The 14,453-nt window shown below is 69.9% G+C and carries 15 protein-coding genes and 1 pseudogene; 7 read left to right on the forward strand and 9 right to left on the reverse strand.

Annotated elements, in window-relative coordinates:
* From ACE3QW_RS13560 to ACE3QW_RS13570, 3 genes are all read right to left on the reverse strand, one after another.
* A partial coding sequence (locus tag ACE3QW_RS13560; RefSeq protein ID WP_374251858.1) for a hypothetical protein occupies positions 1-458 on the reverse strand: 458 nt, incomplete at its 3' end.
* A 5-nt stretch (positions 459-463) separates the two neighbouring features.
* Entirely contained in the window at positions 464-1,501 is a 1,038-nt protein-coding gene (gene rsmH / locus ACE3QW_RS13565; protein ID WP_024276548.1) for a 16S rRNA (cytosine(1402)-N(4))-methyltransferase RsmH, read from the reverse strand.
* Entirely contained in the window at positions 1,498-1,971 is a 474-nt protein-coding gene (locus ACE3QW_RS13570) for a division/cell wall cluster transcriptional repressor MraZ (protein WP_024276549.1), read from the reverse strand. Before ACE3QW_RS13570 ends, rsmH begins: the two co-directional genes overlap by 4 nt.
* A 321-nt stretch (positions 1,972-2,292) precedes the next feature.
* Between ACE3QW_RS13570 and ACE3QW_RS13575 the strand changes: the two genes are divergently transcribed.
* Both ACE3QW_RS13575 and ACE3QW_RS13580 read left to right on the forward strand, forming a co-directional pair.
* A complete protein-coding gene (locus ACE3QW_RS13575; RefSeq protein ID WP_374251859.1) occupies positions 2,293-3,300 on the forward strand; it encodes an SPFH domain-containing protein in 1,008 nt (335 codons plus the stop codon).
* 4 nt (positions 3,301-3,304) lie between these two features.
* Positions 3,305-3,751, forward strand: coding sequence for an NfeD family protein (locus ACE3QW_RS13580; RefSeq protein ID WP_374251860.1), 447 nt, complete (start codon positions 3,305-3,307; stop codon positions 3,749-3,751).
* Positions 3,752-3,821: 70 nt separating this feature from the next.
* On the opposite strand, the gene ACE3QW_RS13585 is transcribed toward ACE3QW_RS13580, so the two are convergent.
* From ACE3QW_RS13585 to ACE3QW_RS13595, 3 genes are all read right to left on the reverse strand, one after another.
* Complete coding sequence (locus ACE3QW_RS13585) at positions 3,822-6,473, reverse strand: TIGR02302 family protein (protein ID WP_374251861.1); 2,652 nt, start codon at positions 6,471-6,473, stop codon at positions 3,822-3,824.
* A 91-nt stretch (positions 6,474-6,564) separates the two neighbouring features.
* Positions 6,565-7,359, reverse strand: coding sequence for an RluA family pseudouridine synthase (locus ACE3QW_RS13590; RefSeq protein ID WP_029556307.1), 795 nt, complete (start codon positions 7,357-7,359; stop codon positions 6,565-6,567).
* Positions 7,319-7,888 carry an O-acetyl-ADP-ribose deacetylase gene (locus tag ACE3QW_RS13595; RefSeq protein ID WP_374251862.1) on the reverse strand — a complete coding sequence of 190 codons (570 nt, stop codon included), beginning with the start codon at positions 7,886-7,888 and terminating at the stop codon, positions 7,319-7,321. The genes ACE3QW_RS13590 and ACE3QW_RS13595 overlap by 41 nt, the downstream gene beginning before the upstream one ends.
* 85 nt (positions 7,889-7,973) lie before the next feature.
* Between ACE3QW_RS13595 and ACE3QW_RS13600 the strand changes: the two genes are divergently transcribed.
* Complete coding sequence (locus ACE3QW_RS13600) at positions 7,974-8,501, forward strand: hypothetical protein (RefSeq protein ID WP_374251863.1); 528 nt, start codon at positions 7,974-7,976, stop codon at positions 8,499-8,501.
* Between the two features lie 52 nt (positions 8,502-8,553).
* Here ACE3QW_RS13600 and ACE3QW_RS13605 read toward each other — a convergent pair whose 3' ends face one another.
* Together ACE3QW_RS13605 and ACE3QW_RS13610 are read right to left on the reverse strand one after the other, a co-directional pair.
* A complete protein-coding gene (locus ACE3QW_RS13605; RefSeq protein WP_029556304.1) occupies positions 8,554-9,594 on the reverse strand; it encodes a patatin-like phospholipase family protein in 1,041 nt (346 codons plus the stop codon).
* 16 nt (positions 9,595-9,610) lie between these two features.
* Positions 9,611-10,393, reverse strand: a complete 783-nt coding sequence (locus ACE3QW_RS13610; RefSeq protein ID WP_024276557.1) for a 3-hydroxybutyrate dehydrogenase — start codon at positions 10,391-10,393, stop codon at positions 9,611-9,613.
* Between the two features lie 311 nt (positions 10,394-10,704).
* On the opposite strand from ACE3QW_RS13610, the gene ACE3QW_RS13615 reads away from it, so the two are divergent.
* The 4 genes from ACE3QW_RS13615 (at position 10,705) to ACE3QW_RS13630 (ending at position 14,201) form a co-directional block, all read left to right on the forward strand.
* Positions 10,705-11,184 carry a Fur family transcriptional regulator gene (locus ACE3QW_RS13615; protein WP_374251866.1) on the forward strand — a complete coding sequence of 160 codons (480 nt, stop codon included), beginning with the start codon at positions 10,705-10,707 and terminating at the stop codon, positions 11,182-11,184.
* A gap of 115 nt (positions 11,185-11,299) precedes the next feature.
* Positions 11,300-12,628 carry a flavodoxin-dependent (E)-4-hydroxy-3-methylbut-2-enyl-diphosphate synthase gene (gene ispG / locus ACE3QW_RS13620; RefSeq protein WP_374251864.1) on the forward strand — a complete coding sequence of 443 codons (1,329 nt, stop codon included), beginning with the start codon at positions 11,300-11,302 and terminating at the stop codon, positions 12,626-12,628.
* Positions 12,629-12,731: 103 nt separating this feature from the next.
* Positions 12,732-13,643: a DUF2076 domain-containing protein gene (locus ACE3QW_RS13625; protein WP_374251865.1), complete on the forward strand. Its 912-nt coding sequence runs from the start codon at positions 12,732-12,734 to the stop codon at positions 13,641-13,643.
* A gap of 192 nt (positions 13,644-13,835) precedes the next feature.
* Positions 13,836-14,201, forward strand: a complete 366-nt coding sequence (locus ACE3QW_RS13630; protein WP_024276561.1) for a helix-turn-helix domain-containing protein — start codon at positions 13,836-13,838, stop codon at positions 14,199-14,201.
* Positions 14,202-14,219: 18 nt separating this feature from the next.
* Here the strand turns inward: ACE3QW_RS13630 and ACE3QW_RS13635 are convergent.
* Positions 14,220-14,453, reverse strand: a pseudogene (locus ACE3QW_RS13635) (hypothetical protein); the annotation flags it as partial.

Raw genomic sequence — 14,453 nt, forward strand, 5'->3', positions numbered from 1 at the left:
GCGGCCGGCTTCGACACCGGCGCATTGGCCGGGCGAAGCGCCGAGGTCGCCGGTACGGTGGCGCCGCCGGAGCTTGTGGGCGCCGTGGTCGAGGCCGAGGGCTTGGAGCCGGCCGAGGAGGTGACGAGGGGTGCGTCCACCAACGCCTCGATCATGCCGCCGATGCCGTCGCCGCCGGAGGCGGGCTTGGCGGGCAGGTCATCGAGGCTGGAAATCGAATCGACATCGAGCCGCTTCATGTCGAGATGCCGCTCGGCGAGGCCCTGGATATAGATGGGCGAGGTGCGGCGCGCCCATTCGGCCCGCATCAGCGCGATCGAATCGCGCTCCTTGCGGATCTGGGTGCGCAGGGTGGCGAGCCGCTCGGCCTCGGCGGTGGACGAGACCTTGAGCTGGTAGACCACCGCGGCGGTCACCAGAAGCGCGACGACCATCACGACATTGGCGACCCGAAACATCTCGACTAGCGTCTCCGCCCTGCGCGTTGCGGTGATGGGGGCGGAAGCAGCCCCATCAGGTCACCGCCCGGATGCGCCGGGGCGTCCGTGCGCTCGGCCGCGCGAAGTTTCGCGGACCTGGAGCGCGGGTTGCCTGCCACTTCGTCGGGACCGGGCTCTACGGCTCCCTTCGCCACGAGGCGGAAGGAGGGCTCCGGCCCTTCCGCTTGCGGCTGGTGGCGCGAGGCGGACGGTGCCTTGGACCGGTGTGACAGAAAAGTCTTAACGATCCTGTCCTCAAGGGAATGGAAGGTGACGACCACCAGCCGTCCCCCCGGCCGGAGCGCCCGCTCGGCAGCGGCCAGCGCCTCCACCAGCTCCGACAATTCCTCGTTCACCGCGATGCGCAGGGCCTGGAAGGTGCGGGTGGCGGGATGCATCTCGCCGGGCTTGGCCCACACCACGCGCGAGACGATCTCGGCGAGCTGCGCCGTGCGGGTGATGGGCGCCTCTTCCCGCGCCTTCACGATGGCCTTGGCGATGGCGCGCGAATGCCGCTCCTCGCCGAAAGTCCAGATGATGTGGGCAAGGCGGACGTCATCCAGCGTGGCGACGAGATCGGCGGCCGAGAGCCCGTCTGCGCCCATGCGCATGTCGAGCGGCCCGTCGCGGCGGAAGGAGAAGCCGCGGTCCGCCTCGTCGAGCTGCATGGAGGAGACGCCGATGTCCAGCACCACCCCGTCGAGGGGGCCGAAATCCTGCTCGGCGGCGATCTCGTCGAGCCGCGAGAAGCGGTCCTGCACGAGGAGGAGGCGCTTGCCCGAGGCTTCCACCAGCGTCTGCCCGGCGGCGATGGCCGTGGGATCGCGGTCGATGGCGAGCACCTGGCAGTCGGCCGCGGCGAGGATGGCGGAGGTATAACCTCCCGCGCCGAAGGTGCCGTCCACATAATGGCCGGCGTCCTTCGGCGCGAGGTGCGCGAGAACCTCGCGAAGCATCACCGGCAGATGACGGGCCGGTCCGCCAGCGGCGTCGGCGGGGCCGACCCCGTGGCCCGTCGTCATGTCCGTTCGCTCCGCGTGGTCTCCGCTCGGGAGCCGATGGCCTGGCGCAACTCGCGCACCCGTCGGGTGGCCTCCGCGAGATGTGCCTTCAGCCGCTCCGGTTCCCAGATCCGGAACTTGTGCCCCAGCCCGACGAACGCCACCTGATCGGTGATCGCCGCGTGGGCCTTCAAACTCTCCGTCAGCACCACCCGGCCCTCCGGATCGATGCGCAACGTCTCGCTGGTGCCGTAGAGCGCGGCGGCCAGCTCCTCGCGCGCTTCGGAATAGGGCGGGTAGCTGTCGATCAGCGTGTCGATCTCGCCGATCAGACGGTTGCCGCCGGCATCCAGCGCCGGTTCCGCAAGGCTCGGATGGCAATAGAGGCCGTCCGCGCCGTCCTTGGTCAGCACCATGCGGTAGGGCGCGGGGATGGAGACCCGGCCCTTGGCGTCGAGGCGCATCGTGTAGGTGGACACGAAGCGGTCCATGGCGCCCGGGTGCCCTCGTGTTGCAACGGGCGCCGTTCAAGGCGGCCCGCGTGACGGCCGAGACCGTCCATCCTGTTCATGGGTACTTATGGGTTATCATGGGCTGACATGGGCCGTCAACGAAACGGCATGGGCCGTGCTGTGCCGAAACGGGACGCTTCACCAGCTCCGACGGGAACATCACGCGAACGAATCGCGTGCGAATCGGACCGCGCCGGATCTTCCCCTTCCGTTCCTTCGGCGTGCCCCCGCCTTGCCGCCGCCCCCTTCCCCATGGCCATATGCGCCACCGGCCGCAGGGGGCCGGCTGAGGGGCGCCCCATGATCGAGATCGGTCCCAACCTGTTCGTGCTGGTGCTGCTGGTGCTGGCGGTGGCGGTGGTCTTCTCCGGCGTGAAGACGGTGCCGCAGGGCTACCAGTACACGGTGGAGCGCTTCCGCCGGTACACCAAGACGCTCATGCCCGGCCTCAACCTCATCGTCCCGTTCATCGACCGCATCGGCAACCGCGTGAACGTGATGGAGCAGGTGATCGACGTTCCGAGCCAGGAGGTCATCACCAAGGACAACGCCACCGTGACGGTGGACGGCGTGGTGTTCTTCCAGGTGTTCGACGCCGCCCGCGCCAGTTACGAGGTGGCGCGGCTCGACACCGCCATCCTCGCGCTGACCATGACCAACATCCGCACGGTCATGGGCTCCATGGACCTCGACCAGCTTCTCTCCCACCGCGACGAGATCAACGTGCGCCTTCTGACGGTGGTGGATGCGGCGGCCTCGCCCTGGGGCATCAAGATGACCCGCATCGAGATCAAGGACATCGTGCCGCCCGCCGACCTCGTGAATGCCATGGGCCGCCAGATGAAGGCGGAGCGTGAAAAGCGTGCCGTGATCCTCGAGGCCGAGGGCCAGCGCCAGTCGGAAATCCTCAAGGCGGAGGGCCAGAAGCAGGGCCAGATCCTGCAGGCCGAGGGCCGGCGCGAGGCGGCGTTCCGCGATGCCGAGGCGCGCGAGCGGCTGGCGCAGGCGGATGCCAAGGCCACCGAGATGCTGTCCGTCGCGGTGGCGAACGGCGATCCCGCCGCGCTCAACTATTACATCGCCGAGAAGTATGTGAAGGCGTTCGAGACCATGGGCGCAGCGCCGAACCAGAAGGTGGTGCTGATGCCCTATGAAGGCACGGCGCTGCTCTCGTCTTTGGCCGGCATCGGCGAGATCGCCAAAGGTGCGTTTGGATCGGGCGCATTCGGGACCGAGGGCGTGCCCGCGCCGCGTTCGCCCGGCCGCCGGCCCACCGGCCCCGCGACCGTGCCGCCGCGGGAGGGCTGAGCCCGTGCCCCTTCTCTCCCAACTCGGTCCCTGGGCGTGGTTCGTCCTCGGCGGCGTGCTGCTGGTGGCGGAGATCGCGGCGCCGGGGGCCTTCCTGCTGTGGCTCGGGCTCGCGGCCTTGGTCACCGGCGCCGTCGCTTACACGGTGGCGCTCGCGTGGCAGGTGGAAGTGCTGGTGTTCGCCGCCCTGGCGGTGGTGGCGGTGCTGGTTGGCCGCCGCGTCAGCCCGGCGCCCGGCAAGGCCTCCGACCGGCCGTTCCTGAACCGCCGCCCGGAAGGCTTCGTGGGGCGGGTGTTCACCCTCGATGCGCCGATCCTCGGCGGAGTCGGGCGGGTGCGTATCGACGACACGGTGTGGCGCGTGGAAGGCCCGGATGTCGCCGCTGGCCACGACGTGCGCGTCACCGGCACCAATGGCGCGACACTGAAGGTGGAGCCGGTCGAGGCCTGACGCCTCCGCGCCGCCTCAGAGCGTTTCCGAGCGAAGTGGGCACCGGTTCGCTCGGAAACGCTGAAACGCTCTAGTTCAGCCCGCGCAGCAGGCGCTCCAGATAATCGAGCTCGATCTGCGGACGCTCCGGCTGCTCCAGCCGGCGGCGCAGTTCCTCCAGCACGCGGCGGGCGCGCTGGGCGTCCACCTCGTCCGGCACCTTCACGGTGAAGTCGTCGCCATAGTCCTGGCTGCGCAGGGGGCGGCCGAGGGGATCGGTGCGCTGGGCGCTTTCCTCGCCCGGACCGCCGGGGCCCTGACCCTCCTGCTGGCCGCGCTGCGCCTCCGCCATGGCCTGAGCACCCTGCCGGAGCGACTGGAGGGCACGGCCCTCGGCGTCGAGCGCGCCCTGGCCCTCGCCGCGGCTGAGGGCTTCCTCCGCCTCGCGCATGGCCTGCTCCGCCCGGCCCATGGCCTCGCCGGCCCGGCCCATGGCGTCGCCTTCGCCACCTTCGCCGTTCTGGCCCTGCTGACCTTGGCCCTGCTGGCCCTGTCCCTCTTGCATGCGGCGCATCTGGTCGAGCATGCGGCCGAGGCGCTTGCGCAGTTCCTGCTGTCCCTGCTGAAGGTCTGAGAAGCCGTTCTCGCCGGGCTGCTGGCCCTGACCCTGCTGTCCTTGCTGACCCTGGCCCTGTTGTCCCTGCTGGCCGCGTTGGCCTTGCTGACCCTGTTGCCCTTGCTGTCCTTCCCGGTTCTGGCGCCAGGTGCGGTCGCGCAGGCGCTGCTGCTCCTGGATCATCTTGCCGATTTCGCTCTGCTGCTGCTGTCCCTGCTGCTGGCGGCCGGCCTGACGGTTGCCGGGGCGCATGTTCTCCATCATGGCCTGGAGCTGGTCGAGCAGTTCGCGGGCCGCATCCTTGTTGCCGGAGCGGGCGAGATTCTCGATGCGGTCCAGCATCTTCTGCAGGTCCTGCGGGCGGACGATGCGGGTGTTGGGGTCGAGCGGGCGGGCGTCGGTCCCGCTGTCGCGGCGCGCCTGCTCGGCGAGCTGCCGCATCATCTTTTCCATGGCCGCGCGCAGATCCTGCGTGAGGCGCTTGATCTCCTCGTCGCTGGCGCCGCGCTCCAGCGCCTCGCGCAGGGCCTCCTGGGCGGCGCGCAGCTCGCGCTCGGCGTCGGAGAGGGTGCCGTCCTCGATCAGCACCGCCACTTCCCAGAGATAATCCACCAGCGACCTGAGATCGTCGTCGTTGCGGGCATTCTTGGCGCGGGCCAGCGCGGTGCGCAGGCCGAGATATTCGCCGGCGCCAGGGGCGAACTGGGCGGGGGCGATGGTGAGGCCTTCCAGCACCGTGACCAGCCGGCGGCGGTTGCCGGCGTCGAAGGCGAGGCGGCGACGCTCGTCGATGAGCGCCTTGGCGAGGGGCTTCGAGAAGGCACGCGCCGGCAGGCGGACGGTCTTTGTCTCGCTGACGCCTTCGTTGCCGGCGTCGTCGCGGGCCTTGAGCTGCACCTCCACGCGGGCGCCGGCCCACGGATGGGCGACGAGATCCTTTGTGGTCTGTGCCGCGCCGGTGCGACCGCCGGCCGGCAAGGTCAGCTTGAAGTCGGGCGGCGGAACCAGCGGCTGCGCCATCTTGCGCGGGGATGCGCCGGGGCGCGGGAAGAGCGGCGGCTCGGGCGGAAGGGGCGTGAACAGCGCCTCGGCTTCCTTCACCCCGTAGTCGTCCTCCATCCGGTATGCGAGCACCAGCGCGTTGCGCTGGCCGGTCTGCGGGTCCTTGGCGAAGCTGATGGTGGGCTTCTGGTCCGCCAGCACCTTGAAGTGCCATGCGAGGCGACGCTGGTCGGGACCGAGGAAGGTGACGTCGGAATCCTCGCGGATCACGTAGCGCTTTTCGCCGGCGGTGGTCGGCGCATCGGCCTCGGGCTTCGCCTCGGCGATGCCCCCGTCGAGCTTGAGGGCCGCGGTGTCGATGCCGGAGCCACGCACCACGAGTGTGCTGCCCACCGGAACCTGCAGCGCAGCGGCATTCAGCGAGGTGGGATCATCCGAGCGCAGCCCCGGCAGCACCACGGGCGGGCGGCCGGTATAGGCGGGCGGATCGATCCAGGCATCGAGCCGGTAAGGCGGGGGCGGGACGATGGTCTTCCAGTCGAAGGCCGCGCCGATGCGGGAGAGGTGCTGCCCCGGTGCCATGAAGACAGTGGCCGCCAGCGCCAGCACCGCCAGCGCGCGAACGGCGCGCGGATCAAGACGGGCGAGGTCGGGCGAGGGCGTGCCGGCCTTCAGCGAACGAGCGGCCGCCAGTGCGCGGGCGAGGTGCGCGCGCCACAGGGCGGCGCCGACCGGATCGTCCGGGCGGGTGGCGAGGCTGTCGGAAATGGCGGTGGCGGGGCGGTGGGCGAGGGCGCTCTTCGCATCGAGGCGCGCCACTGCCTCCTCCCGGCTCGGCCAGCGCAGGGCGAGGAGCGGGCGGGCGGCAAAGAGGATGGCCAGCGCGAACAGCACCACGCCGGCGATGCGCGCCCAGACGGGCGCCGACACCCAGACACCGGCGAAGGAGACGGCGAGGAACAGGGCCAGGGGAACCCCGACACGCGCGAAAGCGGGCCAGGCCCGTTCCCAGAATACCGTGAGGCGGGCGCGGCCGATGGCGCGTTCGAGCAGGTCACGCGCGGTCTCTTCCGGCGTGCGGTCCTGGGGCCTGCGCGGGAGCTTTCCGTCGCGAGATACGCTCACACCCTCTCCCTTTCCTGCCCTTCGTCAGCCAGCTTAACACGGAGCAAGTTCCGGGCCAGATTGCCCCAACGGAACCCGCTTCACAAATGGGTCAGGCCTTGCTTTCAGCCGTCCCGAGCTTGGCGAAGGCGACCTGATCGGCGGCGGTGCCCACGGCAACCGGATCGAGGCCGAGATGGGAAAGCGTCTCGCACATATGCGGCGGCAAAGGGGCGCTCACATCCACCGGCGGAGCGCCGGCCTTGAGGGGAACCACCACGCGGCGGGAATGCAGGTGCAGCTTCGGTCCGCCGGGCAGGCGCGAGGCGCCGCCATAGATGGCATCACCGAGAATGGGCGTGCCGAGATGGGAGAGGTGCGCGCGCAGCTGGTGGGTGCGCCCCGTCACCGGCGATAGCGCGATGACCGCGAGGTCGCCGGCCCGGTGCAGCACCTGGAAATCGGTGATGGCCTCCTGCGCGCCCGGCGATCCCTTGGGCACCGCCTGCATCCACCAGCCGCGATGGGGCGAGCGTTTGGCCAGGGGCTGGTCGATCCGCCCCGCGTCCGCCGCCGGGGCGCCGAGGGTGACGGCCACATAGGTCTTGCCCACCGCGCCGCTGGCGAACAGCTTTCCCAATTGCGCCAGCGCCTTGGTGTGGCGGCCGAGCACGAGGCAGCCGGAGGTGTCCTTGTCCAGCCTGTGCGCCAGCTCGGGCGCGCGAGGCAGGCCGAAGCGCAGGGCGTCGAGATGATCGGCCAGCGTCTCCCCGCCCTTCGGCCCGGCATGGACGGGCAGGCCGTAGGGCTTGTCGATGATGAGCATCAGCCCATCGCGGTGGAGGAGGGGGAGATCCCGCCCGGTCTCAGGGGCGGGGTGCGATGCCGTGGGCGCGGAGGGCGTCATGATGGAGGTCGGCGGAGCCTTGCGAGAAGCAGCAGAAGACCACGCGGGTCACGCTGCCGGGGCCTCCAAGATGGGCGAGGACGGCGCCCACCGCCAGTGGGGCGGCCCGCTCGGGCGGAAATCCATAGATTCCCGTGGAGATGGCGGGGAAGGCGATGGAGGCGAGGCCGGCCTCGTCCGCGTGCCGCAGGCTTTCCCGGTAGCAGGAGGCGAGCAGTGCATCCTCATCCGCGCCGCCGCCTCGCCAGATGGGACCGACCGTGTGGATGATGTGGCGCGCGGGCAGCCGGAATCCCGGGGTGAGGCGCGCTTCGCCGGTAGGGCAGCCGCCCAGCGTCCGGCAATGCGCCAACAGCTCCGGCCCGGCGGCGCGGTGGATGGCGCCGTCCACGCCACCGCCACCGAGCAGAGAGGCGTTGGCGGCGTTCACGATGGCGTCAGTGGCGAGGCGGGTGATGTCGGCGACGATCACCGCGCAGTCCGTGGCGCCGCGCGGCTCCGTGGGGTGAGAGGCGGGTGTCTCGTTCATGGCTGGCGGTCCTGCGGCAGTCTCACAATCCACATAATCGGCGGCCTAGCCATAGGGGTCGGAAAACAAGAAGGAGATCCGCCCCATGGCCCATCCCCGCAAGACGGAACGCCGCCTTCTCACGGATTCGGAAGTGGAGCTGGTGGAGAAGTCCCGCCAGCCCGTGGTGAGCGCACTCGGCGACGGCGAGGTGAATGACCTCGTGGCCCAGCTGCGCGAGCGCCGCGATCGCGCCGTCACCATCGCGAACAACCAGCGCCGTGCCCTGCGCGGCAAGGGCGGTCGCGGCGAGGTGACGTTCGACAAGGCCGATTCCGGCAATCGCCAGAAGGCCTCCGTCCTCACCGATGCCCTCACCCGCGCCCGCCGCGAGCAGACCCGCCGCCGCACCCAGGCGGCCCGGGCTGAGCTGGTGGAGAGTGCGCACAAGGCACTGGAGCTGAAGCGCGATTCCAAGCGTGCCAAGCGCCCGGCGAATCTGCCGCGCCCCAATACGGGCATGACCCCGAAGGAGCGCACGCGCCTTGAGCGCATCGGCTCGGCTTCCGGCGAGGCCGGCCGCGTCACCAAGTTCGTGGCGGTGGCGCAGGCCAAAAAGGATTCGCGTGGCTAAGGTCGCGCGCAGCTGAGCACGCTTTCGGCAGGCCCGCTCCGGCGGGCCTGTCTCAATCCGCCAGTTCCAGCCTCAGATCCAGCGTCGAGCGACGGCCGAGGTCGTCGAAATGCTCGGCGAGGAACGTGTCCGCCGCCGCCCGGCCGAGGTCGCGCAGGTGCTGAAGGAAGGACCATTCCGCGTTGAGCTTGGACGTGGCGTCCAGCGCCGCCAACTGGTGCTCGCCGCCGATACGGTGCAGCCGCACCCGACGGAAGGGCGAGCCACCCAAGGTCCAGCGGCTGATGAGCCCCTGTTCGATCAGCTTCGCCGCATTGTCGATGGCCCGCAACTGGGCAAGCAGCGAGGCATTGAAGGTGATCTCGTTGATCCGGTTCTGGATTTCGCTGGCGGTGCGGGGCGTGGTCTCGCGCACCACCGGGTTGATCTGGACCAGCAGGATGTCGTCCGCGTCCGCCATCTCGTAGAGCGGGAACAGCGGCGGATTGCCCATGTAGCCGCCGTCCCAATAGGGCACGCCGTCGATCTCCACCGCCTGGAACAGGAAGGGCAGGCAGGCGGAGGCCATCACCGCGTCCGCCGTCATCTCCTCGTGCCCGAAGATGCGGGCGCGGCCGGTGTGGACGTTGGTGGCGGAGATGAAGACCTTCACCTGCGCCTTCCGGATGGCCTCGAAATCCACATGGGCTTCGAGAATCTCGCGCAGCGGGTTGATGTTCAGCGGATTGAAATCGTAGGGCGACAGAAAGCGCGAGGCCACCTCGAAGGCGAGATAGACCGGGTTCTTGGCGAGCGACCAGTTGCCCATGAGCCGGTCGAAGGCCGAGCGCTGGATGGGCGACATCCGCCCGTCGCGCGACACATCCTTCCAGAACTGGGACAGGGCGTGGCGCGCCTCCTCCGGGTCGCCCTTGGCGAGCCCGGCGGCCAGCACCACCGCGTTCATGGCGCCCGCGCTTGTGCCGGTGATGCCGGCGATGGCGATTCGCTCGTCCTGCAGCAGGCGATCGAGCACACCCCAGGTGAAGGCGCCATGGGCGCCTCCCCCCTGGAGCGCGAGGCTGAGCGGCTTGACGCCGTCGCGCCGCGTCACGGCCGGAGCCCCGGCGTCACTCCGCCACCCAGCCGCCGTCGATCTGCTGCATGGAGCCGGTGATGGAGCGGGCGTTGTCCGAGGCGAGGAAGACGGCATAGGCAGCCACCTCTTCCACCGTCACGAACTCCTTGGTGGGCTGGGCGGCGAGAATAACGTTCTTCTTCACCTCTTCCTCGGTGATGCCGCGCGCCTTGGCGGTGTCCGGAATCTGCTTCTCCACGAGGGGGGTCCAGACGTAGCCGGGGCAGATGGCGTTCACGGTGATGCCGAAGGTCGCGGTCTCGAGCGCCGCGGTCTTGGTCAGGCCGGCGATGCCGTGCTTGGCCGCGACATAGGCGGACTTGAAGGGCGAGGCGACGAGGGCGTGGGCCGAGGCCGTGCTGATGATGCGGCCCCACTTCCGCGCCTTCATGCCGGGGATGGCCGCGCGCATGGCGAAGAAGGCCGCCGACAGGTTGATGGCGATGATGGTGTTCCAGGTATCGATCGGGAATTCCTCGATCGGCGCCACGTGCTGGATGCCGGCGTTGTTCACGAGGATGTCGCAGGCGCCCAGCTCGGTCTCGGCGAGCTTCACCATGCCTTCGATCTCGTCCGCCTTCAGCATGTTGGCCGGCGAATAGAGCGCCTTCACGCCGAACTCGCTCTCGATGGCGGAACGCTCCTTCTCGATGGCGGCGGCGTCGCCGAGGCCGTTGATGACGACGTTCGCGCCTTCCTTGGCGAAGGCCCGGGCATAGGCGAGCCCGATTCCGCTGGTGGACCCGGTGACGACGGCGACCTTCCCCTTGAGCATGGCTATTCCCCGAAAAGGCGGCACGGCCCCTGCGGGGCCGGCGGCACGGTGTAGCGGAACGGTGTGACGCTGCTGTCACGCGGTGCCTGAGCGCCGCGCTGGCTCGCAAGACCATCACACGCAGGCGTGCCTGCGGCCGGCACATTGCAACGCCGTCCGCTGCGGTGCAATCCGGCCGGCGAGACTTCCCGTCCTCCCTTCGTTCACCCGACCCCGTGGCGGAAACGGGGGACATCCACTAGATTTGCAGGGTGACCCGCACCGACGCCCATACCAAGGACCACGACCACGGCCAATGCGTGGCAGGCGCCATGTCGCGCGTGGAGGAGTGCTGCGCGCGCAAGGGCCTGCGCATGACGCCGCTGCGGCGCAACGTCATGAAGGCCCTGGCGGAGAGCCATGTGCCGCTCGGCGCCTACGAGATCGTGCAGAAGCTCTCCGCCGCCGGCGACCCGGCGCCGCCCATGTCGGTCTACCGGGTGCTCGATTTCCTGGTGGCCGAAGGCCTCGCCCACCGCATCGAGAGCCGCAATGCCTTTCTTGCCTGCGCCCATCCTCACGATGATACCGACGTGGTGGTCTTCCTCATCTGCGAGCGCTGCGGCCTGACGCGGGAGGTGGCCTCCCATGCCATCGGCCGTGATCTCGCCTGGGCGGCGCGCGCCGCCGGCTTCGAGCCCCGCCAGCGGGTGCTGGAGGTCGCCGGCACGTGCGCCGATTGCCGGGAGGCGGCATCCGCTGCCCCTGCGCCTGCGGCCAAGGGCGCGGCCAAGGAAACCGCCGGCGGTTGATTCTTTCCTGCCCCCGGCCTACTCGAAACCCGGCCGCATCGACGTCCGTAATGCGGTCCACGCCTGCCCCGGCGCCGTACACCTGCGGATCGCCCGTCGTTCGAGGACCAGACCCATGACCAGCGCCGAAACCCTCACCAGCGCCGCGCCCGTGGTTCCCGTCGAGCTGCTTGAGGCCGGGCCGGCCCGCCGGCACATGACGGTGGGCGTTCCCGTCGGCCGGGTGATGGTGGGCGGCGGGGCGCCGGTGGTGGTCCAGTCCATGACCAACACCGATACGGCCGACATCGCCGGCACCGTGCGTCAGGTCGCGGCGCTCGCCCGGGCCGGTTCCGAGATCGTGCGCATCACGGTGGATCGTGACGAGGCGGCGGCCGCCGTGCCGCACATCCACGAGAAGCTGCTGGCGCAGGGCATCGACGTGCCCCTCGTGGGCGATTTCCATTACATCGGCCACAAGCTGCTGGCCGATCATCCCGCCTGCGCGGAAGCGCTGGCGAAATACCGCATCAATCCCGGCAATGTGGGCTTCGGCGACAAGAAGGACCGGCAGTTCGCCGCCATCGTCGAAACCGCCATCAAGCACGACAAGCCGGTGCGCATCGGCGCCAACTGGGGCTCCCTCGACGGCGAACTGCTGACCCGCTTGATGGACGAGAACGCCCGCCTGCCCAAGCCTGCGGAAGCGCGGGCGGTGACGCGCGAGGCGCTGGTGCGCTCGGCGCTGCTCTCGGCCGCGCTGGCGGAGGAGATCGGCCTCGGCCGTAACCGCATCATCCTCTCCGCCAAGGTGTCGGCGGTGCAGGACCTGATCGCGGTCTATTCCGAGCTGGCGCGCCGCTCCGACTATGCGCTGCACCTCGGCCTCACCGAGGCGGGCATGGGATCGAAGGGCATCGTCGCCTCCACGGCAGCCATGGGCGTGGTGCTCCAGCAGGGCATCGGCGACACCATCCGCGTGTCGCTGACCCCCGAGCCCAACGGCGACCGCACCCGCGAGGTGCAGGTGGCGCAGGAAATCCTGCAGACCATGGGCCTGCGCACCTTCGTGCCGCTGGTGGCCGCCTGCCCGGGCTGCGGCCGCACCACTTCCACCGTGTTCCAGGAGCTGGCGCAGAGCGTGCAGGACATGATCCGCACCCGGATGCCGGTGTGGAAGGCGCAATATCCCGGCGTCGAGACCCTGAATGTGGCGGTCATGGGCTGCATCGTGAACGGGCCGGGGGAATCCAAGCACGCCGACATCGGCATCTCGCTGCCCGGCACCGGCGAGACGCCCTCCGCCCCCGTCTTCATCGACGGCAGGAAGGTCGCGACCCTGCGCGGCGCCAACATCCAGGAGGAGTTCCGCCAGATGGTGGAAGCCTATGTGGAGAAGCGCTTCGGCATCGGCGGCGGAACTGGCGCGGCCGAGAGCGGCACCCCGGCCGACGCGGCGGAGTGACCCTGCTCCGCTACCGCGGCGTTACAAAAATTTCATGCGGGGAGCCCTTCCCCGGCCATGCTCGTCTGCTCATATCCTCGCCATCCACTCACCGGAGGCGGAAATGACCCCCGAGGAACGTGCCCTGATCGACGGCCTGTTCGATCGCATGCGCAGTGTTGCCAGCCAGCCGCGCGATGCGGAGGCCGAGGCGCTGATCGCGCGCCGCGTCGCCGAGGCACCCCACGCCACCTATGCCCTCGCCCAGAGCGTTCTGGTGCAGGAGCACGCCCTGCAGCAGGCCTATGGTCGCGTGCAGGATCTGGAGGCCCAGCTTGCCGATGCCGAAGCCCGCGCGGCCGAGGCGCAGCAGCGTTCGTCCGGGTCGTCCGGTGGCTTCCTTGGCGGCCTGTTCGGCGGCGGGCGCTCGTCCGTTCCGTCCGCAGGCGCGCGGGACAATGGCCAGTATGCGGGCCAGACCTCTTCGGGCCAGCCTTGGGGCCAGTCTTCGACCCAGCCGCAGCCGGGCCAGCCCATGGGATTGCCCGCCGGCTACGGCCAGCAGGGTTATTCTCAACAGGGTTATGCCCAGCAGGGCGGGTATCCGCAGCAGGGCTACCCCCAGCAGGGTGGTTACGGCCAACAGGGCGGACCGTGGGCCCAGCAGGCCGCGCCCCAGCCGCAACGCAGCGGCGGTGGCTTCCTGCAGGGAGCACTCGCCACGGCGGCGGGTGTCGCCGGCGGTGCGCTGCTCTATGACGGCATCAAGAACATGATGACCGGTGGCGGCGGCGCGGTGGCCCATGCGGCCGCGGCCGAGCTTGGCAAGCCCGAGACCCCCGGCACCGGCAATCTCGGTCAGGATGCCCAGGCGGCGCTGGGCGGTCAGAACGCCGGCACCGACAATTTCTGGAACGGCTCGAGCCAGCAAGAAGCGGGCTACGAGGAGGCCGGGCCCGAAGACACCGGCTATGACGACATCGGCGACGAAGCCGGCTGGGATGACGGCGGCGGCGACGACAGCAGCTGGACCTGACATCCCGACAGGATCGATGGGTGAACGAACGGCGGCGCTCTGCGCCGCCGTTTTCGTTTGCCGGCAGGCTTTCCCGTATGCTTCCCCATGGACGAGCCGCGGGTGATGGGGCTATCCGGTTTGATGTGTGGGGCGCGGCCTTCCGGCTCGCCCTTGCACCACGAAAATGGGTGGAACCACAAGGACCCCGGCATGACGCCCTTCGGACGCCGGGTGCGCGACCTGCGCGCCCAACGCGGCGTGACCCTCACCGAGATGGCGCGGGCCATCGGCGTCACGCCTACCTATCTCTCGGCGCTGGAGACCGGAAAGCGCGGCAAGCCCACCTGGGCGCTCACCCAGCGCATCATCGCCTATTTCAACGTGATCTGGGACGAGGCGGAGGATCTCCAGCGCCTCGCGGAGCTGTCGCAGCCGCGGGTGGTGGTGGACACCGCCGATCTGTCGCCGCAGGCCACCGAGCTGGCCAACCTGCTCGCCCGCGAGATCGGCCACCTGCCGCAGGAGGCGGTGGCCGAGCTGCTGGGGCGCCTCAAGATCCTGCGACGCCGGGGTTAGACACGCGGCGTCGCGCCCTCACGGCTTGAGGCAGACCGCCACCACCTGCTTCACCGGATGAAGGCATTCCACCTCGGTCTTGTCGCCGCGTGCCGAGAAGACGGCGATATGCTGCATGCCGCGGTCCACGTTCACGCAATAGCCGCCGATCACGCTCTCGCCGGTCTCGCAGGAGGCGAGGCAGCCGGCCTCGGGACACGCCGAAGCGCGGAGCGTGATGTTGGCCGAGGCCGCGGCGCCAGCAGCGCCAGC

Origin of the sequence: Xanthobacter sp. (assembly GCF_041911315.1) — a bacterium.
GTDB classification, from domain to species: Bacteria; Pseudomonadota; Alphaproteobacteria; order Rhizobiales; family Xanthobacteraceae; genus Xanthobacter; species Xanthobacter aminoxidans.